At 29.0% G+C, this 23,473-nt stretch carries 28 protein-coding genes; 16 read left to right on the forward strand and 12 right to left on the reverse strand.

Annotation, left to right across the window (positions count from 1 at the left end; translation table 11 throughout):
- Window positions 1-4: 4 nt before the first annotated feature.
- Window positions 5-1,105, reverse strand: a complete 1,101-nt coding sequence (prfB, locus tag L8T82_RS03525; protein WP_039642502.1) for a peptide chain release factor 2 — start codon at window positions 1,103-1,105, stop codon at window positions 5-7.
- Between the two features lie 77 nt (window positions 1,106-1,182).
- On the opposite strand from prfB, the gene rimO reads away from it, so the two are divergent.
- Window positions 1,183-2,499 (forward strand): 30S ribosomal protein S12 methylthiotransferase RimO, encoded by a 1,317-nt coding sequence (rimO, locus tag L8T82_RS03530; RefSeq protein ID WP_263725882.1) that lies wholly within the window; start codon window positions 1,183-1,185, stop codon window positions 2,497-2,499.
- A complete protein-coding gene (tilS, locus tag L8T82_RS03535) occupies window positions 2,489-3,451 on the forward strand; it encodes a tRNA lysidine(34) synthetase TilS (protein ID WP_263725883.1) in 963 nt (320 codons plus the stop codon). Before rimO ends, tilS begins: the two co-directional genes overlap by 11 nt.
- Here tilS and L8T82_RS03540 read toward each other — a convergent pair.
- The 3 genes from L8T82_RS03540 to L8T82_RS03550 form a co-directional block, all read right to left on the reverse strand.
- Window positions 3,432-4,799, reverse strand: a complete 1,368-nt coding sequence (locus tag L8T82_RS03540) for a phosphomannomutase/phosphoglucomutase (protein WP_263725884.1) — start codon at window positions 4,797-4,799, stop codon at window positions 3,432-3,434. The two genes, tilS and L8T82_RS03540, sit on opposite strands and share 20 nt — an antisense overlap.
- Before the next feature lies 1 nt (window position 4,800).
- Window positions 4,801-5,799, reverse strand: coding sequence for a hypothetical protein (locus tag L8T82_RS03545; protein ID WP_133319607.1), 999 nt, complete (start codon window positions 5,797-5,799; stop codon window positions 4,801-4,803).
- 253 nt (window positions 5,800-6,052) lie between these two features.
- Window positions 6,053-6,262, reverse strand: a complete 210-nt coding sequence (locus L8T82_RS03550) for a hypothetical protein (RefSeq protein WP_039662706.1) — start codon at window positions 6,260-6,262, stop codon at window positions 6,053-6,055.
- Between the two features lie 168 nt (window positions 6,263-6,430).
- On the opposite strand from L8T82_RS03550, the gene L8T82_RS03555 reads away from it, so the two are divergent.
- The 6 genes from L8T82_RS03555 (at window position 6,431) to L8T82_RS03580 (ending at window position 10,172) form a co-directional block, all read left to right on the forward strand.
- Window positions 6,431-6,922 carry a TM2 domain-containing protein gene (locus L8T82_RS03555; protein WP_263665780.1) on the forward strand — a complete coding sequence of 164 codons (492 nt, stop codon included), beginning with the start codon at window positions 6,431-6,433 and terminating at the stop codon, window positions 6,920-6,922.
- 51 nt (window positions 6,923-6,973) lie between these two features.
- Window positions 6,974-7,231 carry a hypothetical protein gene (locus L8T82_RS03560; RefSeq protein ID WP_263665781.1) on the forward strand — a complete coding sequence of 86 codons (258 nt, stop codon included), beginning with the start codon at window positions 6,974-6,976 and terminating at the stop codon, window positions 7,229-7,231.
- Window positions 7,232-7,261: 30 nt separating this feature from the next.
- The gene (locus L8T82_RS03565; protein ID WP_263725885.1) at window positions 7,262-7,765 is read left to right on the forward strand and encodes a hypothetical protein; all 504 of its coding nucleotides are present in this window, start codon (window positions 7,262-7,264) and stop codon (window positions 7,763-7,765) included.
- A 120-nt stretch (window positions 7,766-7,885) separates the two neighbouring features.
- A complete protein-coding gene (locus tag L8T82_RS03570; protein WP_263661142.1) occupies window positions 7,886-9,460 on the forward strand; it encodes an ABC-F family ATP-binding cassette domain-containing protein in 1,575 nt (524 codons plus the stop codon).
- The gene (locus L8T82_RS03575) at window positions 9,457-9,789 is read left to right on the forward strand and encodes a hypothetical protein (protein WP_039617462.1); all 333 of its coding nucleotides are present in this window, start codon (window positions 9,457-9,459) and stop codon (window positions 9,787-9,789) included. Before L8T82_RS03570 ends, L8T82_RS03575 begins: the two co-directional genes overlap by 4 nt.
- Before the next feature lie 50 nt (window positions 9,790-9,839).
- A complete protein-coding gene (locus L8T82_RS03580; RefSeq protein WP_039627883.1) occupies window positions 9,840-10,172 on the forward strand; it encodes a hypothetical protein in 333 nt (110 codons plus the stop codon).
- Window positions 10,173-10,191: 19 nt separating this feature from the next.
- Here L8T82_RS03580 and L8T82_RS03585 read toward each other — a convergent pair whose 3' ends face one another.
- On the reverse strand, window positions 10,192-10,773 hold the full coding sequence (locus L8T82_RS03585) for an IMPACT family protein (RefSeq protein ID WP_263725886.1): 582 nt from the start codon (window positions 10,771-10,773) through the stop codon (window positions 10,192-10,194).
- 74 nt (window positions 10,774-10,847) lie between these two features.
- Here L8T82_RS03585 and galU point away from each other — a divergent pair, with 74 nt between their 5' ends.
- From galU to L8T82_RS03600, 3 genes are all read left to right on the forward strand, one after another.
- Entirely contained in the window at window positions 10,848-11,678 is an 831-nt protein-coding gene (galU, locus tag L8T82_RS03590) for a UTP--glucose-1-phosphate uridylyltransferase GalU (RefSeq protein WP_133319613.1), read from the forward strand.
- The gene (locus L8T82_RS03595) at window positions 11,668-12,891 is read left to right on the forward strand and encodes a glucose-6-phosphate isomerase (RefSeq protein ID WP_133319690.1); all 1,224 of its coding nucleotides are present in this window, start codon (window positions 11,668-11,670) and stop codon (window positions 12,889-12,891) included. Before galU ends, L8T82_RS03595 begins: the two co-directional genes overlap by 11 nt.
- Before the next feature lie 129 nt (window positions 12,892-13,020).
- Window positions 13,021-13,476 carry a Dps family protein gene (locus L8T82_RS03600; protein ID WP_263725887.1) on the forward strand — a complete coding sequence of 152 codons (456 nt, stop codon included), beginning with the start codon at window positions 13,021-13,023 and terminating at the stop codon, window positions 13,474-13,476.
- A 337-nt stretch (window positions 13,477-13,813) separates the two neighbouring features.
- On the opposite strand, the gene L8T82_RS03605 is transcribed toward L8T82_RS03600, so the two are convergent.
- Together L8T82_RS03605 and L8T82_RS03610 are read right to left on the reverse strand one after the other, a co-directional pair.
- Window positions 13,814-14,977, reverse strand: a complete 1,164-nt coding sequence (locus tag L8T82_RS03605; RefSeq protein ID WP_263709486.1) for a 2,3,4,5-tetrahydropyridine-2,6-carboxylate N-succinyltransferase — start codon at window positions 14,975-14,977, stop codon at window positions 13,814-13,816.
- A 10-nt stretch (window positions 14,978-14,987) separates the two neighbouring features.
- A complete protein-coding gene (locus L8T82_RS03610; protein WP_133319616.1) occupies window positions 14,988-16,091 on the reverse strand; it encodes an Mrp/NBP35 family ATP-binding protein in 1,104 nt (367 codons plus the stop codon).
- 107 nt (window positions 16,092-16,198) lie between these two features.
- On the opposite strand from L8T82_RS03610, the gene L8T82_RS03615 reads away from it, so the two are divergent.
- Genes L8T82_RS03615 through L8T82_RS03630 form a run of 4 tightly spaced genes read left to right on the forward strand, consistent with a single transcriptional unit; the run spans window position 16,199 to window position 19,830 of the window.
- On the forward strand, window positions 16,199-17,314 hold the full coding sequence (locus L8T82_RS03615) for a bifunctional 2-C-methyl-D-erythritol 4-phosphate cytidylyltransferase/2-C-methyl-D-erythritol 2,4-cyclodiphosphate synthase (RefSeq protein WP_263671079.1): 1,116 nt from the start codon (window positions 16,199-16,201) through the stop codon (window positions 17,312-17,314).
- Window positions 17,311-18,186, forward strand: coding sequence for a hypothetical protein (locus L8T82_RS03620; protein ID WP_220566787.1), 876 nt, complete (start codon window positions 17,311-17,313; stop codon window positions 18,184-18,186). The genes L8T82_RS03615 and L8T82_RS03620 overlap by 4 nt, the downstream gene beginning before the upstream one ends.
- Window positions 18,164-19,330, forward strand: coding sequence for a sulfate adenylyltransferase (locus tag L8T82_RS03625; RefSeq protein WP_263725888.1), 1,167 nt, complete (start codon window positions 18,164-18,166; stop codon window positions 19,328-19,330). Before L8T82_RS03620 ends, L8T82_RS03625 begins: the two co-directional genes overlap by 23 nt.
- A 2-nt stretch (window positions 19,331-19,332) precedes the next feature.
- Entirely contained in the window at window positions 19,333-19,830 is a 498-nt protein-coding gene (locus L8T82_RS03630; protein WP_043019364.1) for a phosphatidylglycerophosphatase A, read from the forward strand.
- Window positions 19,831-19,898: 68 nt separating this feature from the next.
- On the opposite strand, the gene L8T82_RS03635 is transcribed toward L8T82_RS03630, so the two are convergent.
- Both L8T82_RS03635 and L8T82_RS03640 read right to left on the reverse strand, forming a co-directional pair.
- Window positions 19,899-20,249, reverse strand: a complete 351-nt coding sequence (locus L8T82_RS03635; RefSeq protein ID WP_263725890.1) for a hypothetical protein — start codon at window positions 20,247-20,249, stop codon at window positions 19,899-19,901.
- A 119-nt stretch (window positions 20,250-20,368) separates the two neighbouring features.
- A complete protein-coding gene (locus tag L8T82_RS03640) occupies window positions 20,369-20,650 on the reverse strand; it encodes a hypothetical protein (protein WP_263666332.1) in 282 nt (93 codons plus the stop codon).
- 92 nt (window positions 20,651-20,742) lie between these two features.
- On the opposite strand from L8T82_RS03640, the gene L8T82_RS03645 reads away from it, so the two are divergent.
- A complete protein-coding gene (locus L8T82_RS03645; protein ID WP_039640720.1) occupies window positions 20,743-20,994 on the forward strand; it encodes a helix-turn-helix domain-containing protein in 252 nt (83 codons plus the stop codon).
- 38 nt (window positions 20,995-21,032) lie between these two features.
- On the opposite strand, the gene mnmA is transcribed toward L8T82_RS03645, so the two are convergent.
- The 3 genes from mnmA to L8T82_RS03660 all read right to left on the reverse strand — a co-directional run bounded on the left by mnmA (window position 21,033) and on the right by L8T82_RS03660 (window position 23,472).
- On the reverse strand, window positions 21,033-22,049 hold the full coding sequence (mnmA, locus tag L8T82_RS03650) for a tRNA 2-thiouridine(34) synthase MnmA (RefSeq protein WP_133319621.1): 1,017 nt from the start codon (window positions 22,047-22,049) through the stop codon (window positions 21,033-21,035).
- Window positions 22,012-22,647: a TIGR00730 family Rossman fold protein gene (locus L8T82_RS03655; protein WP_263671084.1), complete on the reverse strand. Its 636-nt coding sequence runs from the start codon at window positions 22,645-22,647 to the stop codon at window positions 22,012-22,014. Before L8T82_RS03655 ends, mnmA begins: the two co-directional genes overlap by 38 nt.
- Before the next feature lie 192 nt (window positions 22,648-22,839).
- The gene (locus L8T82_RS03660) at window positions 22,840-23,472 is read right to left on the reverse strand and encodes a hypothetical protein (protein WP_263725891.1); all 633 of its coding nucleotides are present in this window, start codon (window positions 23,470-23,472) and stop codon (window positions 22,840-22,842) included.
- Between the last annotated feature and the right edge of the window lies 1 nt (window position 23,473).

Below are 23,473 nucleotides of genomic sequence, written 5' to 3' on the forward strand. Positions count from 1 at the left end.
AGTATTAATCTTGTGCTTTTTGCGCTATTAAAACACCTTCTATGATTTTTTTAATATCCCCATCTAAGATATTATCAACCTGTGAAAAAGCTTCATTTGAACGCGTGTCTTTGACCTGTTGATAAGGAAAAAGTACATAAGAGCGGATTTGATGACCCCAGCCTATCTCACTTTTTTCGCTTGAATTTGCTTCATCTTGTTGTTTCATAAGCTCAAGCTCATAAAGGCGTGATTTTAGCATTTTAAAAGCAGTTGCTTTGTTTTTGTGTTGGCTTCTATCGTTTTGACATTGCACTACTATACCACTTGGCATATGAGTTATGCGCACTGCTGATTCAGTTTTATTAACATGCTGTCCACCCGCTCCGCTTGCTCTATAATAATCAATCCTTATATCTTTTTCTTCAATTTCTATTTCTATATCATCATCAAGTTCAGGTGAAACCATCACACTAGAAAAACTCGTATGGCGACGCCCTGCACTATCAAATGGAGAAGTTCTTACTAAACGATGAATGCCATTTTCAGCTTTTAAATACCCATAAGCATTTTCACCTTTTACTAAAAAGCTAACATCTTTAAGCCCTGCTTCTTCGCCTTCTTGAAAGTCAAGTGTTTCCACTTTAAAACCTTCTCTTTCACAAAATCTCAAATACATCCTATAAAGCATGCTAGCCCAGTCATTACTCTCCGTTCCACCTGCTCCTGGGTGAATAGAAACTATGGCATTTTTACCATCATTTTCCCCACTTAAAAGCATAGAAATTTCAAGATTTACAATAAGATCTTCTAGCTTATTTGCATCTTCAAATAAAGCTTCTATGGTGTCTAAATCATTTTCACTATTAGCAAGATCAAAAAGCTCACTTGCATCATTTAAAGCATTATTTGCATTTTCATAATTTTTAAGTAAATTTGAAATTTTAGTTTTTTCTTTACCTATAATGCCTGCTTGTTTTACATCACTCCAAAAAGAAGGGGAATTTTCTAAATTTTCTATTTCTTTTAATCTTGCTTTTATCTCTTCAGGCTTAATAATAGAAGCGATATTTCCAACTTTGTTTTTTAATTTTTTTAAAAGTTCGCTGTATTCGTAATTATCCATAAAAATTTTCTTTCTAATTTTGATATAATTTAATCTTATAATTTTAGCAAAAAAATAAAACATTTAAAGTGAGAAATATGCCAAAACTTTTTTTAATGTCTTTAGGTTGTAATAAAAATTTAGTCGATAGTGAAATCATGCTTGGAAGATTAAGTGATTATGAAATTTGTGATGAGCCAAGCTTAGCTGATGTTTTGATTGTAAATACCTGTGGCTTTATAGATAGTGCTAAAAAAGAAAGCATAAATGCGATTTTAGACTTACACGAGCAAAGAAAAAAAGATTCATTGTTAGTTGTAACAGGATGTTTAATGCAACGCTACCGCGAGGAATTAATGAAAGAACTACCTGAAGTTGATCTTTTTACCGGTGTGGGAGATTATGAAAAAATTGATGAAATGATACTTAAAAAAACTAATCTTTTTTCAAATTCTACTTACTTGCAAGATAAAAATACCAATCGTGTAATCACAGGATCAAACTATCATGCTTTTATCAAAATAGCTGAAGGGTGTAATCAAAAATGTTCATTTTGCGCTATACCAAGTTTTAAAGGCAAACTTAAATCAAGAAGCTTAGAAAGTATTATAAATGAAGTAAAAGAACTTGTTAAAAAAGGCTATAAAGACTTTTCTTTTATCGCTCAAGATACAAGTTCGTATTTGTTTGATCAAGGTCAAAAAGATGGACTTTTAAAGCTTATTGAAGCTATAGAAAATATCCAAGGTTTAAAGGCTGCTAGAATTTTATATCTATATCCAACAAGCATTAGTAAAGAAGTGATAGAAAAAATCATTCAGTCAAAAGTTTTTGTAAATTATTTTGATATGCCTTTACAACACATCAGTGACAATATGCTTAAAATCATGAAACGCGGAGCTAACAAAGCTAAATTAATCGAACTTTTAAATTTAATGAAACAAGCCCCAAATTCATTTTTACGCACAGGTTTTATAGTAGGACACCCTGGAGAAAGTGATGAGGACTTTGAAGAATTATGCGCTTTTATAAAAGAATTTGGTTTTGATAGAATTAGTGTTTTTGCTTATTCTAAAGAAGAAGATACCGCAGCTTTTGAAATGGAACAAATTCCTAGTAAAATCATCAATGCAAGATTAAAAGTGATAGAAAAAATTGTTGATGATTGCATAGAAAAAAGCTTTAATCAACAAGTTGGTAAAAAAACCTTAGCATTTTGTGAAGGTCAAAGCTCTGAAGGAGAATTTTTCATCGGTGCAAAAGATTTGCGTTGGGATAGAAATATTGATGGAGAAATTCTCATCAATGAAAGTGATTGTGGAAATTTAGAAATGGGCGAGCTTTATGAGTGTGAAATCACACAGAGCTTAGATAAAAAACTCATTGCAAAAGCCTTAAGAAAGTTTGATGATTGATAGTAAATATTTAAATCATTTAAAGCAAGGGAAAAATCTTTTAGCATTTTCTCACGGGAGTGATTCTAGCGCTTTATTTTTCATGCTTTTAGAAAAAAATATAGATTTTGATCTTGCTTTTATAAACTACAAAACTCGCAAAAATAGCGATAAAGAAGAGCAAAGTGCTAAAGAATTAGCCAAGCGTTTTCATAAAAAAATTTACATCAAAACCGCACCCAAGATAACAAAAAATTTCGAAGCCCATGCAAGAGCTTTGCGTTATGAATTTTTTGAAGAACTTTGCAAAAATCACTCTTATGATAATCTTTTACTAGCTCATCATTTAAATGATAAACTAGAATGGTTTTTAATGCAATTTTCCAAAGGCGCAGGACTTAGAGAATTACTTGGTTTTAAAGATATTGAAAAAAGAAAATATTTTACTATCATAAGACCCTTGCTTGAAATTCCAAAAGAAGAAATTTCAAACTACCTAAAAGACAACAATATCGCTTATTTTCATGATGAGAGTAATGATGATGAAAAATATTTTAGAAATTTCATACGCAAAAATTTTGCCAATGAGTTTTTAAAGCTTTATCCAAATGGAGTAAAAAAGAGCTTTAAATACCTAGAAAAAGACTTAAAAGAAGAAAATATTTGTGAATTTAAAAATATTTACATTACTCATAAAGATGAAAGTTTAATCGCAAAATGCTTTAAAAAACTTGGAATACTTTTAAGTGCTAAACAAAGACAAGAAGCTTTAAAAGGCGATGGAGTAATTTCGCATAAAATAGGCATTGTTTACATACAAGAAAAAGTTTTGATTTTTCCTTTTGTAAGTTGTGAGAAAATGTCAAAAGAATTTAAAGAAATTTATAGAAAAGCAAAAATCCCTAAACTCTTAAGAGCATATTTATACACAAAAAATATTGATGTAAAAGAACTTATGCAAGCTCTTTTATGATTTCTTCAAAAAGTTCTTTTACTCTTGTTTCTAAAAAGTCTTTAAATTCAGCACTTGTAGCTTCAGCACGCATGATAAGATATGGACTTGTATTAGAAGCACGCAAAAGCGCCCAGCCTTCTTTAAAGGTAATTCTAACTCCGTCAATTTCATTACAATCAAGCACATTTTCAAAAGCATTTGCTTTTATTTTTTCTTTAAATTTTTCTATGATTTGAAATTTATTTTCTTCACTAACCTTAAGCTTAATCTCTTCACTTGCATAAAGTTTTGGTAATTCTTTAACTAATTTTTCTATATCAAAACCATTTGCTAAAAGCTCTAAAGTTCTTAAAAATGCATAAATTCCATCATCATAACCAAAATATCTATCTTTAAAGAAAATATGCCCACTAAGCTCTGCCGCTATGTCGATATTTTGCTCTTTCATCATTTTTTTAATATTAGAATGTCCAGTCTTACCCATCATGATAAAACCAAATTTAGCTACCTCATCAAAAAGGTTTTTAGAGCATTTTACTTCACCTAAAACTCTAGGATTTTTTATATTTTTAGCAAATAAATAGCAAAGCTCATCGCCCTTAAATACATAGTCTTTACTTGCTACTACTAAACGATCCCCATCTCCGTCAAAAGCAAAGCCCATTTTTGCATTTTCATTTTCTTTTAGCGCAACTTGCAATGCGTGTAAATTTTCAAGCTCTGTTGGATCGGGCGCGTGATTTGGGAAATTTCCATCAGGATTTTCAAATAAAATTTGTGCATTAAGATTTAATTTTTCCACCAAAGGCTTTATAATCACTCCAGTAGCTCCATTTGCACAATCAATAATGATTTTTTCTTTATAGCCCTTAAGATGTGAAAAATGTTTAACTAAAAAGTCTATATATAAGCTTTTAATATCATAATTTTCATATCTTAAATCATCATTGATTTCAAGTTCTAAATACTCTTGCACTTTTAAAGAAAGCTTTTTCAAATCAGCACCAAAAAAACTTTCTTTATTAATCGTTATTTTAAAGCCATTGTATTCTTTTGGATTATGCGAACCTGTTATCATGATATTTGCATCAAAAATTTCATCAAAAAATAGACTAAAATACCCCATAGGAGTTGGTGCTAAGCCTATATTGAAAACTTGCATATTAGCTTTATTTAAACCGCTGATTAAATAGTTAAAAAGTTCATTTGCGCTATATCTTGCATCATAGCCTACGCTTACTTTCTCACAACCCCTTGATTTCATTTCTAAACCCAAAGCATAGCCTATAGCTTTTACACTTTTTTCATTTAACTCACTTGGGTAAAGCCCTCTTATATCATACTCTCTAAAAATCAAATCTAACATTTTAATCCTTTTGTCTTCTAAGTTCTAATTTTGCTTGTTTTAAACTTTCTTCTATGTTTTCATTTTTACTTGATAAACAAAGTTTAATTTCTAACTTTACATTTTGTTCTTTAAATTCAAAACAATATTTTTGCATAAAATTTTCAAGCATTTGAAGCTTGCTTTGCACAAAGGCTATATTTTCATTTTCAAATACAATAATAAAATAATCCTTATCATCTTTAAAAACCCTAGCATGTAAAGCTTTTTTTAAAATCCTAGCAAATTCATGCATTATAAACTCGCCCATTTTTGAGTCTTTTTGATGATAAATTTCATTGATATTTTTTACTTCAATCAAGGCTAAATGAAAATTTTCAAGTCCTTGGGCATATCTTCTTAAGGCCTTTAAATTTGGCAAATTGGTTAAAGTGTCAAAAAAGGCTATTTTATAAGCTTTATACACTAAAAATCCTATCAACACCAAAGAAGCAAATTCATAATAACCCAAATCAACACTATTGTAAAATAAAAATTGCACGCTCAAGCCCATATAAGCTAGCAAAAAATGAAAATCATTATTTTTAAAATATGAAAATAATAAAAATATCATTCCTACCCAAAACACACAAAAGCTTAACTCACTAATAGGCTTAAAAAATTGCGTTGAAAGGCCAAAAATTTCACTTGTAATGCTTGCATTAAAATTAGTACTTGTGCTAAGTATTAACGCTACAAAACCCATAAAGGCTAAATACGCAAATTTAATAAAATTAATTCTTTCAAAAACAAGCTTACTATCTTGCAAAAACACAAAAAGCACAAAAGAAAAAGGTAAAAATACCGAGATAAACAAATGCGCTTGATATTCACTTGCCACTAAAGATAAAGCCCTAGCACATAAAATCAACAAAAGCAAGAAAAAAATCTTATTTTGCTTAAAAAAATAAGCTAAAAATAAAGCTAAAAATTCCAAAACAAAACTAAAAGAAGGTAAAAAAGATAATAAAACTAAACTCAATCAAATAACCTTAATTTAAAAATAATTTTAAAAATTATACAACAATTTTGAATTATTTTTTTAATACATATTATAAGTAAAATAAAAATAGAAATTAAAATAAATATGCCTGAAATATGCTTAGTAAAAAATAATGTAATTTATCTTAGATAGTTAAATTTCAAAGCAACAAATGATAACACGAAAAAACTTTTAAAATAAAACTTTATGAAATTAAAAAGCTAATAAATATATTAAAATCATTAAATTGTTTTTATTTAAATTTTGCAATTTCATCTTGTATGGTTTGATTTATCTCAAGTAGCTCTTCATAATTTTTTTTATTTTTTTCCAAAAGTTCATCAAATTTAAAGCCAAGCATAACGATGCGATATAAATTAGGTTTGTATTTTCTCCAATTATACAAAGTGCTAACATCAATATCTAATTCATATGCCATATCGCGTTTGCTCTTTTTTGCCATAAGCTACCCTAAATTTTTAAATACTTATGGGCTGATTTTACATTAAAAATTCTTTATTAAAAACAATTGAAATATTCTATGTTTTATTTAATTAATATTGATTATTTCAATATTAATTAAGCTAAATTGTGGAATAATTCAAGTTATCTTAAGTTAAGGAGTGAAAGAATGGATGCTACGAGTTTATTTTTATCAATAAAAAATAAATTACCAAAAGAATATGGGTCTTTTAGAAAAAGAATAAGTCGAGGATATAAATATTCTGATCCTATTATGTCAAATGAAGATTTAAAAAAGAAACTTGAAACTTTAAGTTCTGATAAGTTGGATAAAGTATATACAAGACTTCAATACACCAAGCTCAAAAACCCAACTCTAGTCTTTTGGGTTTATAATTTTTTATTAGGTGGCTTTGGTGTTGCAAGATTTTATATAGGTCAAATTGGATGGGGAATTTTTAGATTAGTTTTAACTTTGCTTGCTATGATAATTGGCTTTATTGCTGATTCCTCATATGATTCATTTTGGATAGCTACTTCAAATATAATCAATTATGGTAATTTTGGTATTTGGTTTATAGATTTGTTTATAGTTGGCGTATTGCTTAGAAATCAAAATCTTGAAAAAATTAACTTAATTATAGACGATATAAAATCTTAGTATATTTGTGGAAGAAAATATTCTCAATTTTTACTTATTTAAGGAGATAAAATGAATGAAAAACACGCACCTTTTGAAACAGAACCCACTTTGATTTATGAGAAAAATACTTTTAAAATTGTCGCTGGAAAAACATATACAAATAAAGATGAAAAATTTTGCATAGGTTTAAAATCAAATGATTTTCCTAAAAATTCTTATCTTATATTTCCGCCACAGCTTAGCTTAGATTTATTAAAAAATCTTTTAAGTCAAGATGGGGCTAATAATAGTGAAATTATCAAGTTTATTAAAATAATAACCGAATAAGCAATGAAAAATATTTTATTAAGTTTCATAATGGTTTTGTTATTTACAGGATGTTTTAATAATAAGCCAAAATGCGATGATGAGGTTGTTCAGCTTACATTAAAAAGTATTTTAGATGATGAGTGGGTTTATATTGAGTATGGACTAAGTGAGCAGTCTTTAAAGGCCTTAAAAATAAGCTTAAATGGCATGGATATAAGGGATTTAGAGGCTATATTATCTACCGATACCATTGGAATTTTAAGAGCTCATTTAAAACCTATATTTGACTTAAAAGATTATGCTAATGAAGTAGGTTATACTTCTTTTAGTAGTTTTATAACTCAAGATAGTAATGATAAAAAAACAAGTTTTTGTAGAGCTAGTTTGAAATTAACTTACCCACAAATGCCAGATGATATGAGAGAAAATTATGCAAGAGGCACTTTAAAAGGAATTATATTTGATGGGGGAGAGCATGAAGTACAAATTTCATATAGTGCTCAATTTAGCGATGATAAAAAACAAGTTTTTGTAGAACTTTTGGATTATTAGTTTATTTTGGCAATGAAATTTTATTTTATTGCCAAGCAAAATTTATACTCAATTAATTTCAAGTCTTTTTTTGTTACAATTTCTTAAAAATTTTTATAAGTAAAAATTCTAAGGAAAATTATGGTAGAAATAAAAAATCTCACTATGCGTTTTGCAAATCAACTTTTATTTGAAGATGTAAATTTAAAATTAAACCGTGGTGAAAGATATGGACTTATAGGTGCAAATGGCGCAGGAAAATCAACCTTTTTAAAAATTCTCTCAGGTGAAATAGAATCAAGCAGTGGAGAAATTTGCATAGATCCAAATTTAAAAATCGCAGTACTGGGACAAGATCAATTTGCTTTTGAAAACTACACTATCAAAGATGCGGTAATGTGTGCAAATAAAAGATTATATGATGCACTAAAAGAAAAAGAAAAACTTTATATGAGTGAAGAATTTACCGATGAAATTAATGATAGATTAAGCGAGCTTGAAATCATAACAGCAGAAGAAGATCCAAACTATGATTGCGAGCTTAGATGTGAAAAAATTCTTAGCTCTTTAAATATTAAAGATTTTAATGCTCTCATGAGTACTTTACAAAGTGCGGATAAATTTAAAGTTTTATTAGCTCAAGTATTATTTTTAGGTGCTGATGTATTATTTTTAGATGAACCTACAAACAACCTTGACTTAGAAGCTATTTCTTGGCTTGAAAATGAACTTTTAAGACATGAGGGAACTTTAGTAGTAATTAGCCATGATAGACATTTTCTAAATAAAGTTTGTACAAGAATTTTAGATGTGGATTTTAAACAAATACGCGATTTTGCTGGAAATTATGATGATTGGTATATGGCTTCAACCTTACTTGCTAAACAAGCTGAACTCAAACGCGATAAAACTTTAAAAGAAAGAGAAGAATTAGAAAATTTCATACGCCGTTTTAGCGCTAATGCTTCAAAAGCCAAACAAGCTACAAGTAGAGCTAAAGCTTTAGAAAAACTTGAGCTTGAAGAGATTAAAACTTCAAGTAGGCGTGATCCTAGTATAGTTTTTAGAACAAATAGAGAAATAGGAAATGAAGTTTTAGAATTAAAAGGTATTAGCAAAGCTTATGATAAAACTTTATTTGAGAATTTAGAATTAAAATTAGAAAAAGGTGATAAAATAGCCTTAATCGGAGCAAATGGTGTTGGAAAAAGCACTTTAGCCAAAATCATTGCATCAAAATTAGAACCTGATAGTGGCCACATCCACCTTGGTGCTACCATAGAAATGGGATATTTTTCACAAGATACGACAAATTTAATCAATGAAAATTTGAAACTTTATGAATGGTTAATGAGTGAAAAATTCAAAGATTTAGATGAAATTCGCAAATGTCTTGGTAGAATGCTCTTTAGTGGAAGTGATCAAGAAAAAATGGCTTCTAGCTTAAGTGGAGGTGAAAAACACCGCTTAATGCTTTCAAGATTAATGTTAGAACGCGGAAATTTCTTGCTTTTAGATGAACCGGATAATCATTTAGATCTTGAAAGTATCATTGCATTAGGTGAAGCCTTGTATAATTTCAAAGGTTGTGTGATATGCATAAGCCACGATAGAGAGCTAATTAGTGCTTTTGCTAATCGTATATGGTTTTTAGAAGATGGGAAATTAACAGACTTTAAAGGAAGTTATGACGAATTTTTAGGAGGTTTAGAATGAATTCGTTTAAGATAAAATATGCAGCTGGTTTTGGACATTTTACTCAAAATCACAGAGGTTTTGGCCCAACTATTTATGTAGAAGAAAGTATTGATTTTCAAAGTGAAAAAGATTATTTTGACTATGTTGAATTTTATGAAAAATTCAGCAAAGAAGATGATACTTATTTTCACATTTCATTTTTAGAAGATCGCCCTTTAACTTCTCAAGAATTAGAAAGTAGAAATGCTTATAGAAAACTAAGAGATGAGCGCTGTAACAAAGCTAGAGAAGAGTTTATCAAAAACAATGAAATAGAAGCTGAATACTACCCAACTCATGGTGATTAAGGAATGATTTTTGCTTGTTTTTTCCTTGTAATATTTTGAAAGGAGAAAACATGCAAGTTAACCATGATAATTTATCGGTTAAAGAGTATGGATATGGTCAAAGTAGTGCCTATAAAAGCACTCAAGGAGCTAATGAAGACTTTATGTCTTTACTTAGTCAAAACAATAGCGAAAATTTAAACGAGCAAAGTATAAAACTTGATGAGCTTTTTTCAAAAGCCATGAGTCAAGATCAATTTAGCACAGGAATTTTTAGCTCAAATATGTCAAATATTTATAATTATCGTTTTAGAGGACAAAACGAAACTCCTATGCAAGCTAATATAGAAGAAAAACAAGAGCCACAAAAAGATATGGTAAAAGATCTTTTAAATTCTTTATGAAAATGAAGTAAGCAAACGCTTACTTCCAAATAAGTCCACTAAATTCAAACTCTTTTGCAAATTTTTTAAATTCCTCTTCTTCTTTTGTATTAACACTTAAAATCAATTCAACATTTTCTTGAAATTTTTTTTCATAAGAAATGTTATTTTTATTTAAAAAATGCTCAAATCTTGCATAAAGATAAAAAGGAATGTTTAAACTTAAAATATTTTTAGCTTCAAATTCTAAAAGTATCGCATTTAAAATAGCTTCATTTGTAGCTTCACTATAAGCTCTTACAAGACCACCTGTACCAAGTTTAATCCCTCCAAAATAACGCACCACAATCACCGCACAATTAACAAGCAAAGCCCCTCTTAAGACATTCAAACAAGGCATAGCAGAAGTTCCTTTTGGCTCACCATCATCACTTTTATCTTCTATGATTTGATCAAATTCATTTAAATACCTATAAGCATATACAAAATGCACGGCTTTTAAATGCTCATTTCTTAGCTTTTGCATTAAAGTTTGAAACTCTTCAAAAGGACATAAAAACGACAAAAAAGTTGATTTTTTGATTTCTATTTTTGCTTGATAAATTTGATCAATAGTTTTCATTTTTTCCTTAAATTAGTTATAATATTTAAATAAAATTATAATCAAAACAACTTATAAAAATTTAAGGATAAACTATGCTTCAAACTTGTATTTTTCCTGCAGCAGGTTATGGTACTAGATTTTTACCTGCTACAAAAACCCTACCTAAAGAAATGCTACCTATACTAACTAAGCCTTTAATTCATTATGGTGTAGATGAGGCTTTAGAAGCTGGTATGGAAACCATGGGCTTTGTTACAGGGCGTGGAAAAAGGGCTTTGGAGGATTATTTTGATATTTCTTATGAACTTGAACACCAAATCGCAGGTACTAAAAAAGAATATCTTTTAAGTGAAATAAGAACACTCATAGATCGCTGCACTTTTACTTTTACAAGACAAAATGAAATGAAAGGCTTAGGAGATGCGGTTTTAAAAGCAAAGCCTTTAGTGCAAGATGAAGCTTTTGGAGTTATTTTAGCAGATGATTTATGTGTAAATGAAGATGGGATAAATGTCTTAGCTCAAATGGTAAAAATTTATGAAAAATACCGCTGCTCTGTTATAGCTGTGATGGAAGTTGAAGCTGATCAAGTTTCAAACTATGGGGTTATAGCAGGAAATGCTGTGGAAGAGGATTTGATCATGGTAAATTCTATGGTAGAAAAACCTGATCCAAAAGATGCTCCAAGCAACTTAGCTATCATAGGAAGATACATTCTAACGCCTGATATTTTTGGTATTTTAGAAAATACTAAAGCAGGTAAAAACGGAGAAATTCAACTAACTGATGCATTACTTTCACAAGCAACTAATAATATGGTTTTAGCTTATAAATTTAAAGGAAAAAGGTTTGATTGTGGAAGCGTAGAAGGCTTTGTTGAGGCGACAAATTATTTTTATGAGAAAAGTAAAAATGCTAAATAATACTTTATTTTTTAAAACCCAAGATTTTAAAAAAATTACCGCTTATGCAAATAGAATGAATGATGAGTTAGAAAGTGGCGATATAGGGTATTATCACTTAGTAGATACAAGCTTTGATTTAATCAAAGAAAGTAAAGAATTTATCGCAACTAAAACTCATATAGAAAATATCGTTTTAGTGGGCATGGGTGGATCAAGTTGTGGGGTTAAAGCTTTAAAAGAGCTTTTATTTGATCAAGTAGAAGAAAAAAAACTTTTCATCATAGATAATACTTCCTCACATACTTTTACCCAAACTATGCAAAAAATAAATCCCAAAAAAACACTTTTCATCATAGCAAGCAAATCAGGTACAACTATAGAAGTGATTTCTTTATTTAAACTCATCATTGCTCATTTTGATTTTAAAAATGAAAATTTACACAAAAATTTTGTGTTTATTACTGATTTTGAGTCAAAACTTCACAAACTAGGAGAAGAATTAAACATAAAATGCTTTTTTATACCTAAAAATGTCGGTGGTAGATTTAGTGTTTTATCTGCTATTGGTATTGTTCCTTTGAGCTTTTGTGGCTATGATACTAAAGCCTTATTAGAAGGTGCAAAAGCTTGTTATGTGGATTTTTTTGAGAAAAAATGTGATCAAATTTTGCAAAAGGCTTATCATTACTGCACACATAAAAGTGCACATATTAATGTGCTTTTTTCTTATGGGGATGCTTTTAAAGGTTTTAATGAATGGTATATTCAACTAATTGCTGAAAGTCTAGGTAAAAAACAAGGCTTTAAACGCATAGGTTTAACTCCTATTGCTTTAATTGGTGCTAGAGATCAGCATAGCTTTTTACAACTTATCATGGATGGACCCAAAGATAAAACTGTTACTTTTTTAAAAATCAAAGATAGTCAAAAATCTCCTAGTATCCCGAATATAAGCTTTAATCATTTGCAAAATTGTGATTTTACTAATGAAGTTAATTTACATAATCTTTTAAACGCGCAATGCGATGCAACCATGCATGCATTAATTGCTGAAAATTTAAGTGTTGATGTAATAGAACTTGAGAAATTAGATGCTTATCACTGTGGGTATTTGATGTATTATTATGAGTTATTTACTTCTGCATGTGGCATTATGCTTGGAATTAACACTTATGATCAACCTGGCGTAGAGGTGGGAAAATTAATACTCAAAAATATATTAAGTAAATAAATTTGCTTTATTGTAAAAAAAGAGTATAATGAAAATATAATAATTATTAACATTAAAATTTATTAGATAATAATAATTATTATTTAAGAATTTTATGTTATAATTTTAAAAATAAAAAAAGGAGATAACATGTCAGTAACAAAACAATTATTACAATTACAAGCAGATGCTCATCATTTATGGGTTAAATTTCATAATTATCATTGGAATGTAAAAGGTTTACAGTTTTTTTCAATTCATGAATATACAGAAAAAGCTTATGAAGAAATGGCAGAACTTTTTGATGATTGCGCTGAAAGAGTTTTACAACTTGGAGAAAAAGCTATTACTTGCCAAAAAGTTTTAATGGAAAATGCAAAAAGCCCAAAACTAGAAAATGGTAAAGATTGCTTTACTCCTATAGAAGTTTTAGAATTTATTAGAGAAGATTATAAATATCTTTTAGCTGAATTTAAAAAATTAAATGAAGAAGCTGAAAAAGCAAGCGATACTACAACTGCAGCATTTGCTCAAGAAAATATCGCAAAATATGAAAAAGTTCTTTGGATGCTTAATTCAACTATCCAAAATACTTGCTCTATGTAAGAATTTATAATGTTTTTTGACTTACAAAGCTTTATTGCTTTAAGTCAAAAAACAAATTTAACTTCCCAAGAGAAACTACTCTTATAAAATTCCAAGTTCGCTTAAGTACTATTTTATAATTATAGTTTATAGCAACTCAATGCATTTTTAAACAAAAATATATCATTGAAAAATGATCATCACAAAATATTATTTAGATAAGTATTCAGCTCAAGCTTTTATGTAGGATTTTTCACTAAAAAAACTAAATACTAAAAATCATTTTTACAATATCTATAGTTTAATTTAAAATCTACAACGTGAGTTTTAAAATTCTTAACCCATAAGGGCTAAGAATTTAATGTAGATCTTCATTAAGTTTTACAGCTTTTTTGTTTAAAGCTGCTATCATCACTCCACTTTGAGAGTCTTGTCTAAAATGCAAGCCATTTAGCCCTGCTAATTCTAAACCTTTGTATATATCTTTGTCAAATTTAAAATCAGGATTGATTTTTTGAAGTTCTTCTTTATTTTTTAAAACAAATTTAGTCCCTTCTAAAACAGCAATGCCTGCATCAACGATACAATTATCCCCTAAAGGAATTCCTGTAACCGAATTTGCGCCCAAAAGACAAGCTTTACCAATACTAATAGCATTACCACTTGTACCACTTAAAACACCAAGTATAGAAGCACCGCCTCCTACATCGCTACCTTCGCCCACAACAGCTGATGAACTAATACGCCCTTCTACCATACAAGCTCCAGTTGTACCTGCATTAAAATTCACATAAGCAGCCCCTGGCATGATAGTAGTACCTGCAGCTAAAACCGCCCCCATTCTTACTTTAGAACTTTCTAAAATTCTAGTATTATCCTCAGGAATAACATGAGCTAAAAATCTTGGAAATTTATCTACATAATCAATCCTTGGATACCTTCCACTCATTTTTAAATCAATCTCATTTTCTCTTAAAAAGTCCAAATCAATAGGCTTATTATCACTCCATGCAACATTTGGTAAAATCCCAAAAGCACCTGTTAAATTTAAACTTCTTAAAGGTACTTTTTTATTAGAAAGCAAGTAAAGTTTTAAATACACACTTTCTAAGCTTTTTGGTGCTTCATCATCAAAAATACAAACAAAAGAAAAAGCATTTTCTCTAAAATTTTCCTTTGCTGCTTTGATTGCTTCTATATTTTTATGACCTTGCTCTTGTAAAAATGGCGCAAAGCATTCAAGTGCAAAATCCAAATCTTCTTTAATCAAAGTAGCCACAAACTCACTTTCATTAAAATCAACATCAACCCCTCTTCTAAAAAAAGCTTCAAACATAACAGCTGCAGCGGCATAATTTTGCTCAAAATTAATCACACCAAAATTAGCTTGAAGTTTTTTACTAGGATCAACTTGACTTAGATCAAGTCTTGCTATAGCAAAAGCTTTAGGCTTTTTATAATTAATCCTTTGTTCGATTTGCTTGATTAAATTTAAAAATTCTTCTTTACTTTCTATTGGCATATTTTCCTCCTTATTGCGAGCACGCGCTTTTGCCATTCATTATAGGTTGAATAGCTGAATTATCTACTTTACCTTCTTGATTAACCTTTTCTATAAATTCCCAGATTTTTTCAGCAGCTTGTAAATATCTTTTTGAACTTACACTCTCAGGCATGTAAAAACTCACAGGCTTACCGCTATCTCCACCTTCTCTTACACTCATTTCGATAGGAATTTGAGCTAAAACTTCACACTTATAAGCTTTTGCCATTTCTTCTGTGGTGCCTTTACCAAAGATATCATATTCTTTACCATTATCAGGACATAAAAAGCCACTCATATTTTCTATAATACCTGCAACAGGAATGTGCAATTTTTCAAACATATCTAGCGCTCTTTTGCTATCATCTAAAGACACTACTTGAGGAGTACTTACACACACACCCGCACTCACTGGCACGCTTTGAGCTAGGGTAATTTGTGCATCACCTGTTCCTGGAGGCATATCAAGCAATAATACATCAAGTTCAGGCCAAAGCACATCAGCTAAAAGTTGTTCAATCGCTTTCATGATCATAGAGCCACGCCACATTAAACCCTTACCTTCTTCTATCAACACACCCATACTCATCATATAAACTCCATGAGATAAAATAGGACGAATTTTTTGACCTACAATTTCAGGTTTGCTTTTACTCTCACCTAGCATTCTTGGTATATTTGGTCCATAAATATCTGCGTCCAAAAGCCCTACCCTTTTACCCATTTTAGCCAAAGAAATCGCTAAATTTAAAGTTGTAGTACTTTTACCTACCCCACCTTTTCCACTTGAAATCATAAGAAAATTTTTAATTTGCGGAGCGATATTTTTACCGCTTCTTGAATTGCTTTTTTCTTCAGGAATTTTTGGCTGTATGATTTCTAAATTAAGCTCTAAATTTAAATCTTTTAAAACATTTGCAATGTTTAGTCTAAGTTCTTGTGCAATTTGAGCATTAGCCGAAACGATTTCGACTACAATATGAGCTTGTTTTTCATTCAAATCAATCTTTTTTACAAAACCAAAACTTACTATATCTTTTTTAAATCCCGGATATATAACTTGTTTTAGTCTTTCTTCGATTTTTTCCTTCAATTTTTCTCCTTGTTGTTTAAAATGATTAATTCTACTAACTTAAATATAAATTTTGGCTTTTATGGTGTATAATATCGTAACATTAATAAAAAATTAAGGTGTAACAAATGTTAGATATTTCCTTGGTTATGCTATCAGCAGGGGAGTCATCAAGATTTAATGCTCCAGTAAAAAAGCAGTTTTTAAGACTAGGTGAACATCCATTATGGCTTTATGCAACTAAAAATTTAAGTTCTTTTTACCCTTTTAAACAAGTAATTGTTACTTCTGGTAATATTTCTTATATGAAAAGATTTGCACCTGAGTATCATTTTGTTAAAGGCGGTAATACAAGAGCACAATCATTACTTAATGCTTTAAATTTAGTACAAAGTGAATATGTTTTAGTTAGCGATGTTGCAAGGGTTTTGATCTCTAAAAACCTTTTTAATAATATTATAGAAAATTACGATAAAGCAGATTGTATTACACCTGTTTTAAAAGTAAGCGATACAGCAATTTATGCTCAAGAAGTTATCGACAGAGATAAAATAAAACTCATACAAACCCCTCAACTTTCGCGCACAAGTATGCTCAAAAAAGCTTTAGAGCAAAATGCAAATTTTACCGATGATAGCACAGCAATACAAGCTATTGGTGGTAAGATTTGGTATGTACAAGGTGATGAATTAGCTAAAAAAATTACCTTTAAAGAAGATTTAAAAAGCTTAAATTTACCAAAACCATCTTGGGAAATTTTTAATGGAAATGGCTTTGATGTACATGAATTTGGAGAGCAAAGAGCCTTACTTTTAGGCGGAGTAAAAGTACATGAAAATATGGGCTTGAAAGCTCATTCTGATGGAGATGTGCTAGCTCATGCACTAATTGATGCGCTTTTAGGTGCAGCAGGACTTGGAGATATTGGAGAACTTTTTCCAGATAATGATATACAATATAAAAACGCAGATTCTATGCTTTTATTGCAAAATGCTTATACTTTGGTGCAAAATTATGGATTTGAGCTTGTGAACGCTGATATTACAATCATTGCACAAACGCCCAAGATGAAAGATTTTAAAGAAGATATTGCTTTTAATATAGCCAAAATATTAAAAGTAACACCAAATAAAATCAATATCAAAGCCACCACCACAGAGCATTTAGGTTTTGTAGGAAGAAAAGAAGGAATTGCTGTTTTAGTAAGTGCGAATTTAAAATATTTTGATTGGATGAAATTATGAAAGTTTTAATAGTAGAAAATGAATTTTATTTAGCCCAAAGCATAGGTTCAAAACTTAATTCTATAGGTTATGATTGTGATATTATTGCAAATGTTAATGAGCTTGCTCATCATGATTATGAAATCATTTTGCTTTCTACTAGTATGGCTAATTTTGAACATATTGTAGAAATTTTTAAGCATAAAATTATTATTTTACTTATATCTTATATAAGCTCAGATACAGTTTTAGCGCCACTAAAAGCCGGTGCGAGTGATTATATACAAAAGCCTTTTATGATAGAAGAATTAACGCGAAAAATCAAACATTTTCAAGAATTTAAGAAAATAAATATTTTAAATCATACTTATCAGTCTTATTTAAAACATAAATTTGAGACAGCCAAATTACCAACTTTTGATTATAAAAAATTCAAATTGCCTTTAATTTTAAAAACTAATAATCAAAATTTTGCAGATCATTTTGTATTTAACTATACCAATGAGCATAATGTCGCAAATATTTATATAGATCTTTCACATCAACAAAATTTAGATAAAATCTTTAAAGATAATTGTTTATACTATCTTGTAAATTTCCAAACTCTAAAATCATCAGACAAAGAAAAAGTGTTAAACCTTGCTTTAAAAAAAGCTGTTATTATACATACAAGTACAAATGTTGAACATAGTGATTTTCAAATTTTAGAACTGGGCGAGGATGAGAAAAACTTCGAAAGTAATGGAATTTTAACTATTGATGATTATGTTAAACATATTATCATTAGTTATCAAAATGTCTTTCCTGATACAGATTTGTCAAAAAAATTAGGAATTTCTAGAAAATCTTTATGGGAAAAAAGGAAAAAATATGGCATTACAAAGAAAAAATAGTATTACAATCTCAGAAGAAGAATACGAAGTTTTATGTTTTATCAAAGAAGGAGTTTTTGGTTCTTTTACAAAATTAATGAATCAAAAAGAAAGAGATGAAGTTATAGCCACAGGAATGATACATAAACAAAAAATTCCTTATACTCTTACCTTTGCACCTGCAAGCACAAAAGAAAATAATACTGCTTTAGAAAATGCAAAAGTTGGCGATAAAATAGACTTTATTTGCAATGATAAACCCATAGGACATATCATTTTAGAAAGCAAATTTGAAAATGATAAAAATAGCAATGATATTTTTAGACCTAATGCTTGCTTGATCCAAGATTTTGGAAAAATTTGTATAAGTGGTGAATTTGAAATTTATCACAATAATATCAAAGCCATTAAAGAAGATTTTGAAAAAATCAAAAAAAGATTAAATCCTTCTAATATCACAGCCATTGTTTCAAGTTTTGATCCTTTTCATAGAGCACATGAGAGAATTTTAAGATGGGCTATAGAACAATCTGATTTAGTGATTATTTTCCTTATAGAATCCTATGAAAACAACGGATTGAACTTAAAACTCAAAAAGCGTTGTTTTGATGTTTTTGCGCAAAATTACTTACCATCTTCTAGGGTTTTACTTATACCTTTACATAATATCAAAATTTTTGCCTCGCATTTAAACCCTGTGCTTGAGTGTGCTTTGGCTAAAAGTTTTGATTGCAATAAACTTTTTGTAGGACAAAATCATGCAGGACTTGGAATGTATTTTAATCAAAACAGAACCTTTACCGTGCTTGATGATTTTGCAAAAGATTATAATATAGAAGTTACCATACTTCCTGAATTTGTATTTTGTGATGAATGTAAAATGGTAGTAAGTACCAAATCATGTCCCCATGGAGCTCATCATCATATGAAATACCATGGTGATTCTTTAAAAAATTTACTTAGACTTGGTATCATTCCACCAGCAGTTTTTATAAGAAGAGAAATTTCAGCTTTGATTTTATCTGAGCTTTTCCCAAATCGCTTTCATAATAAACAAAATATCTATAGTAATCTTTTCCCTACACATGGTATTTTAGAGTATCGAAGCGATAAAGAATTTTATGAGCAACTTATAAAACTTCATCAAATGTCATATATGGTGTAATCATGCAAAAATTATTTTTAACTTTTTTTTATTCAGGTAGTGTGAATAAAGCTCCAGGAACCTTTGGTACAATAGCAGCGCTAATCCCTGCTTTTTTTATTTTAAGGTATTTGGGTATAGGAACTTTGATCTTACTTGCAATTTTACTTTTTTTAATCTCTATAAAAATCATCGATCAATATGAAAAACAAACAGGCATACACGATGATAAGCATATTGTAATAGATGAAGTTGTTGGGGTATTTTTAGCCTTGGCAATTTGCGGACAGAGTGTTTTTACTTTTTTGCTTTCTTTTGTTTTATTTAGATTTTTTGATATCACAAAACCTTCTATCATAGGTAAAATTGACAAAAAAACAAAAGGTGGTTTGGGTGTAATGCTAGATGATGTTTTAGCAGGAATTTTCGCAGGATTATTTAGTGCAGTAATTTATGGAATTTTACTTAAATTTGATCTTTTATGGTTTGATATAAGCATTATGGAGATATTTTTAAACTAATAAAATACAATTGAAATATATCTTTTATTAAAAGATATATTTCTTATAAAAATTTTAGAATTTAGATATTAAACATTATCTTTAACCTGTAATTTCAATAATAATCTGTATATCAAATATGCCACAAATAAATAAGCTAATATCTTTGGCAACAGATATACAAAGTATTCTAATGCTCCCACAAAAGAAAATCTATCCCAATCGGTTCCAAATCCATATTCGAGATAATAAGAAGGTCTATAATCATCTCTTCCTATAATCGCTTCTAAGTTGTAACCATCAGGATCATCACCAAAATAAAATATATTAGCCACACTTTGTATAAGATTTATAACACCACAAATAAAAGCACTATCAAATCCCATAGAATAGATTCCTATATTTTCATCGGTAGTCATTCTATCTATTATATTATTCATAAGATTATCATAACCTTGTATGGATTGTTGATACTTTTCTTGATACCTCTGTTCTTTAGCATCATAATTATTAGAACTAAAAACAACACTTATTAAAATGCATAATATTATAATTTTTTTCATTGACCAACTCCTAACATTAAATTTTCTTGATAACTAAATTGAGCAATAGAATTTTTTATTTCCATTAAGTTTTCTTGTGTTTCTTCTGTAAGAAATTTATAAATATCATCTTTAAAATTTTCCAAACAATTAAATCTAAAATTATTAAATTTCTTATCTTCTATATTTATTAGCGTAATACAAATTTCATTATTTTCAAGATATTTTATCTTCACTTCTTTTGTATTGATCGTGTCAAAAATTCTCTTTCTACCATTACTGATAATTTTCTTTATCATATTATTACCTCTTTAATTTATCCTATAGGATATATTTAAAAAAATTATATCTTTGTAAAGTTTAATTTCATATTAATCCTATAGGATAAAAAATGGAAGAGGACTTTAGCAATTCTAGCGAAGAAGAAATTTTAAATTTTTATAAAAAAGTATCATCAAATATAAGAAATTTTAGAGAGAAAAAAGGAATTTCTCAGCTTGAGTTAGCCTTAGATATAGGTATAAAATCCGTTGCATTTTATTCAAATTGTGAGTGTAATCGATATGGTAAACATTTTAATTTAGAGCACTTATATAAAATTTCTAAAAGTTTAGAAATTCCACTAAAAGATTTATTAGAATAAACACTACAACGCCAAAGGGGTGCAACCCTTTAGCTTTTTTATTTAATAAATCCGCTTGCAAGAACCAAATCTTTATCGTAAAATACTGCCATTTGTCCGCTAGCAAGCCCATAAACAGGCTCTTGTAAGATGATTTTTGCACTTTTATCTTCATTAATCAAAACTTTACATGGGGTCGATCTTGATCTATAGCGTATTTTTACTTCACAATCTAGCTCTTTAGCATCAACAAATAAATTAATATTATCAAGATTAAATTCACTTATCTTAAGTTCTTCTTTTTTACCTACTATGATTTCATTTTTTTTAGGATCAATTTTTAACACAAAATGTGGCTCATGAGCCCCGCGTACCTCAAAACCTCTTCTTTTACCTATGGTATAGTGCATATAACCTTCGTGTTTTCCTACTTCTTTACCGCTACTATCTCTTACAATACCTGGAATTTTAGTATCCATAAACTGATCTAAAACTTGCACATAAGTATCTTCCACAAAACAAATTTCAGAACTTTCCTTTTGTGTTGCAAAAGATTTTAAAACATCAATTGTAGAAGCAAATTTTTTCACATCTTCTTTTCTCATCTCTCCAAGAGGGAAAATCAAATATTCCAAAGCCTCTTTCTCTGCATTTGCTAAAAAATAACTTTGATCCTTACTCTCATCAACTGCAATTTTAATCAAACCATTTTCTATCCTTGCATAATGACCTGTGGCTAATTTCTCACAACCCAAACTCTTAGCAAATTCTAAAAGCTTGCCAAGCTTAATAAAGCGATTACACAAAGCACAAGGATTTGGCGTCTTTCCTTCTTTGTAGGTATTAACAAAAGGCATATAAACTTGATTTTTAAAATCTTCTTGCAAATCTAAAATATGATATTTGATGTCTAAAAATTTAGCAACTTTTTCAACTTTTTGTATATTTTCTTCATGATAATTAGCTTTTCCATGAAGCTTCATATAACAACCTATAATCTCATGTCCTGCTTGCTTTAACTTATAAGCAGTTACAGTGCTATCTACACCCCCACTCATTGCAACAAGAATTTTCATCTTTTTCCTTTATCATTCTTATAATTTCATCTAAATCATCACTTATACTATACTTTAACTCATCATTTTTAGATATAGTTCCAAGTTCTAGTAAAGAAGTTTTGATAAATTCATCAAGAGGTTGCCAAAATTTTTGCCCAACTAAAATAATAGGAACATCTTTTTTAAAACTAAGTTGCTTAAGAGTAAGAATTTCAAAAAATTCATCTAATGTTCCAAAGCCGCCTGGGAAAATCACAAAAGCTAGACTCTTTTGGATAAGAGCCATTTTGCGAATGGCTAAGCTCTTAAAAGTGATATTATACTCTAAAAAGTCATTTGCTTTTTGCTCAAATGGTAAATGTATATTAAATCCAAAAGATTTCAAGTGCGAAGTTTGACTTTGCATAGCGCCATGATTAGCAGCTTGCATAATACCACCGCCACCACCACTGATGATGCTATAACCAAGATCTGCTAACTTTTGGGCTAATTTTGAAGTCAAAATACAATACTCATTGTCTTCTTTTAATCTTGCAGAACCAAAAAAAGTTATAGCATTTTTTAGGTTTGGCATGTTAGCAAATTTTTCTAAATCTTGGATTATTTTTTCATTCATTTTATAACCTTTAGTTAAAATAAATTCCATTCTAGCTAAATTTTTATAATAATCTTTTATGTAATTTTTAAATAATTTTCTTTTGCAAACTGCATTAAATTAGATTTTTTTAAATTTCTAAACTTTCAAATTCACACTTTTATATATTATACACACTTAATTATGAAAAGATTTTAGTAAATTCGTTATTATTTAAATCTTTACATCTATTTTAACACCAAAAAGAATTTTCAACTCATCGCTTATACTAAATTTACCTTCTAATAGTTTTTTTACAAGATCATTTCTTGTATTATCATCTTTATAAGTTTCTTTGTTTTTGCTTTCTGCTTGTATAGGTTTAAAGGGTTTTTCTTTATCTTCTTTTTGATTGTTTTTATTAGCTAAGAACCTATCTATATCTTCTTGAGTAAGTGACTTACCAAGTTCATTAAAAAATTGTTTTTCTCTTTGTGCCCTTTCAGCACCCCATATTTTCTCAAATTCATTCATACTTGTAAGAGTTTTTAAAAGATCAACTTTTCGTTTATGAAGTGCGGACAAATCTACGCCTTCTGTAAGATAGTCTGTGCCAAATTTATTAAGTATTTTTATTTCATCCTTGCTTAGTTTATCTTCCATATATCTTTTATATAAAGAGTTTTCTACTTCTTTTACATCAGGAGATCCATTATACCCTTGTTCTTCTTTGGTTTTTTCAGAGAAATTAAATTTTTTTATCACGGAATTAAAATAATTATCATCGTTTTTAAGCACAGATTTTTTATTGTTCGTGTTATTGCTTAGATAATTAATATTTGTATATTGAGTATCAAAATTTACCATA

The sequence above is a fragment of the Campylobacter sp. IFREMER_LSEM_CL292 genome (assembly GCF_025771615.1).
GTDB classification, from domain to species: Bacteria; Campylobacterota; Campylobacteria; order Campylobacterales; family Campylobacteraceae; genus Campylobacter_D; species Campylobacter_D lari_D.

What these genes read in the sequence shown, in the direction of transcription:
- prfB (WP_039642502.1), bottom strand. Translation starts at nt 1,105, where the DNA reads ATGGATAATTACGAATACAGCGAACTTTTAAAAAAATTAAAAAACAAA.
- rimO (WP_263725882.1), top strand. Translation starts at nt 1,183, where the DNA reads ATGCCAAAACTTTTTTTAATGTCTTTAGGTTGTAATAAAAATTTAGTC.
- L8T82_RS03540 (WP_263725884.1), bottom strand. Translation starts at nt 4,799, where the DNA reads ATGTTAGATTTGATTTTTAGAGAGTATGATATAAGAGGGCTTTACCCA.
- L8T82_RS03550 (WP_039662706.1), bottom strand. Translation starts at nt 6,262, where the DNA reads ATGGCAAAAAAGAGCAAACGCGATATGGCATATGAATTAGATATTGAT.
- L8T82_RS03555 (WP_263665780.1), top strand. Translation starts at nt 6,431, where the DNA reads ATGGATGCTACGAGTTTATTTTTATCAATAAAAAATAAATTACCAAAA.
- L8T82_RS03560 (WP_263665781.1), top strand. Translation starts at nt 6,974, where the DNA reads ATGAATGAAAAACACGCACCTTTTGAAACAGAACCCACTTTGATTTAT.
- L8T82_RS03565 (WP_263725885.1), top strand. Translation starts at nt 7,262, where the DNA reads ATGGTTTTGTTATTTACAGGATGTTTTAATAATAAGCCAAAATGCGAT.
- L8T82_RS03570 (WP_263661142.1), top strand. Translation starts at nt 7,886, where the DNA reads ATGGTAGAAATAAAAAATCTCACTATGCGTTTTGCAAATCAACTTTTA.
- L8T82_RS03575 (WP_039617462.1), top strand. Translation starts at nt 9,457, where the DNA reads ATGAATTCGTTTAAGATAAAATATGCAGCTGGTTTTGGACATTTTACT.
- L8T82_RS03580 (WP_039627883.1), top strand. Translation starts at nt 9,840, where the DNA reads ATGCAAGTTAACCATGATAATTTATCGGTTAAAGAGTATGGATATGGT.
- L8T82_RS03585 (WP_263725886.1), bottom strand. Translation starts at nt 10,773, where the DNA reads ATGAAAACTATTGATCAAATTTATCAAGCAAAAATAGAAATCAAAAAA.
- galU (WP_133319613.1), top strand. Translation starts at nt 10,848, where the DNA reads ATGCTTCAAACTTGTATTTTTCCTGCAGCAGGTTATGGTACTAGATTT.
- L8T82_RS03595 (WP_133319690.1), top strand. Translation starts at nt 11,668, where the DNA reads ATGCTAAATAATACTTTATTTTTTAAAACCCAAGATTTTAAAAAAATT.
- L8T82_RS03600 (WP_263725887.1), top strand. Translation starts at nt 13,021, where the DNA reads ATGTCAGTAACAAAACAATTATTACAATTACAAGCAGATGCTCATCAT.
- L8T82_RS03605 (WP_263709486.1), bottom strand. Translation starts at nt 14,977, where the DNA reads ATGCCAATAGAAAGTAAAGAAGAATTTTTAAATTTAATCAAGCAAATC.
- L8T82_RS03615 (WP_263671079.1), top strand. Translation starts at nt 16,199, where the DNA reads ATGTTAGATATTTCCTTGGTTATGCTATCAGCAGGGGAGTCATCAAGA.
- L8T82_RS03620 (WP_220566787.1), top strand. Translation starts at nt 17,311, where the DNA reads ATGAAAGTTTTAATAGTAGAAAATGAATTTTATTTAGCCCAAAGCATA.
- L8T82_RS03625 (WP_263725888.1), top strand. Translation starts at nt 18,164, where the DNA reads ATGGCATTACAAAGAAAAAATAGTATTACAATCTCAGAAGAAGAATAC.
- L8T82_RS03630 (WP_043019364.1), top strand. Translation starts at nt 19,333, where the DNA reads ATGCAAAAATTATTTTTAACTTTTTTTTATTCAGGTAGTGTGAATAAA.
- L8T82_RS03635 (WP_263725890.1), bottom strand. Translation starts at nt 20,249, where the DNA reads ATGAATAATATAATAGATAGAATGACTACCGATGAAAATATAGGAATC.
- L8T82_RS03640 (WP_263666332.1), bottom strand. Translation starts at nt 20,650, where the DNA reads ATGATAAAGAAAATTATCAGTAATGGTAGAAAGAGAATTTTTGACACG.
- L8T82_RS03645 (WP_039640720.1), top strand. Translation starts at nt 20,743, where the DNA reads ATGGAAGAGGACTTTAGCAATTCTAGCGAAGAAGAAATTTTAAATTTT.
- mnmA (WP_133319621.1), bottom strand. Translation starts at nt 22,049, where the DNA reads ATGAAAATTCTTGTTGCAATGAGTGGGGGTGTAGATAGCACTGTAACT.
- L8T82_RS03655 (WP_263671084.1), bottom strand. Translation starts at nt 22,647, where the DNA reads ATGAATGAAAAAATAATCCAAGATTTAGAAAAATTTGCTAACATGCCA.
- L8T82_RS03660 (WP_263725891.1), bottom strand. Translation starts at nt 23,472, where the DNA reads ATGGTAAATTTTGATACTCAATATACAAATATTAATTATCTAAGCAAT.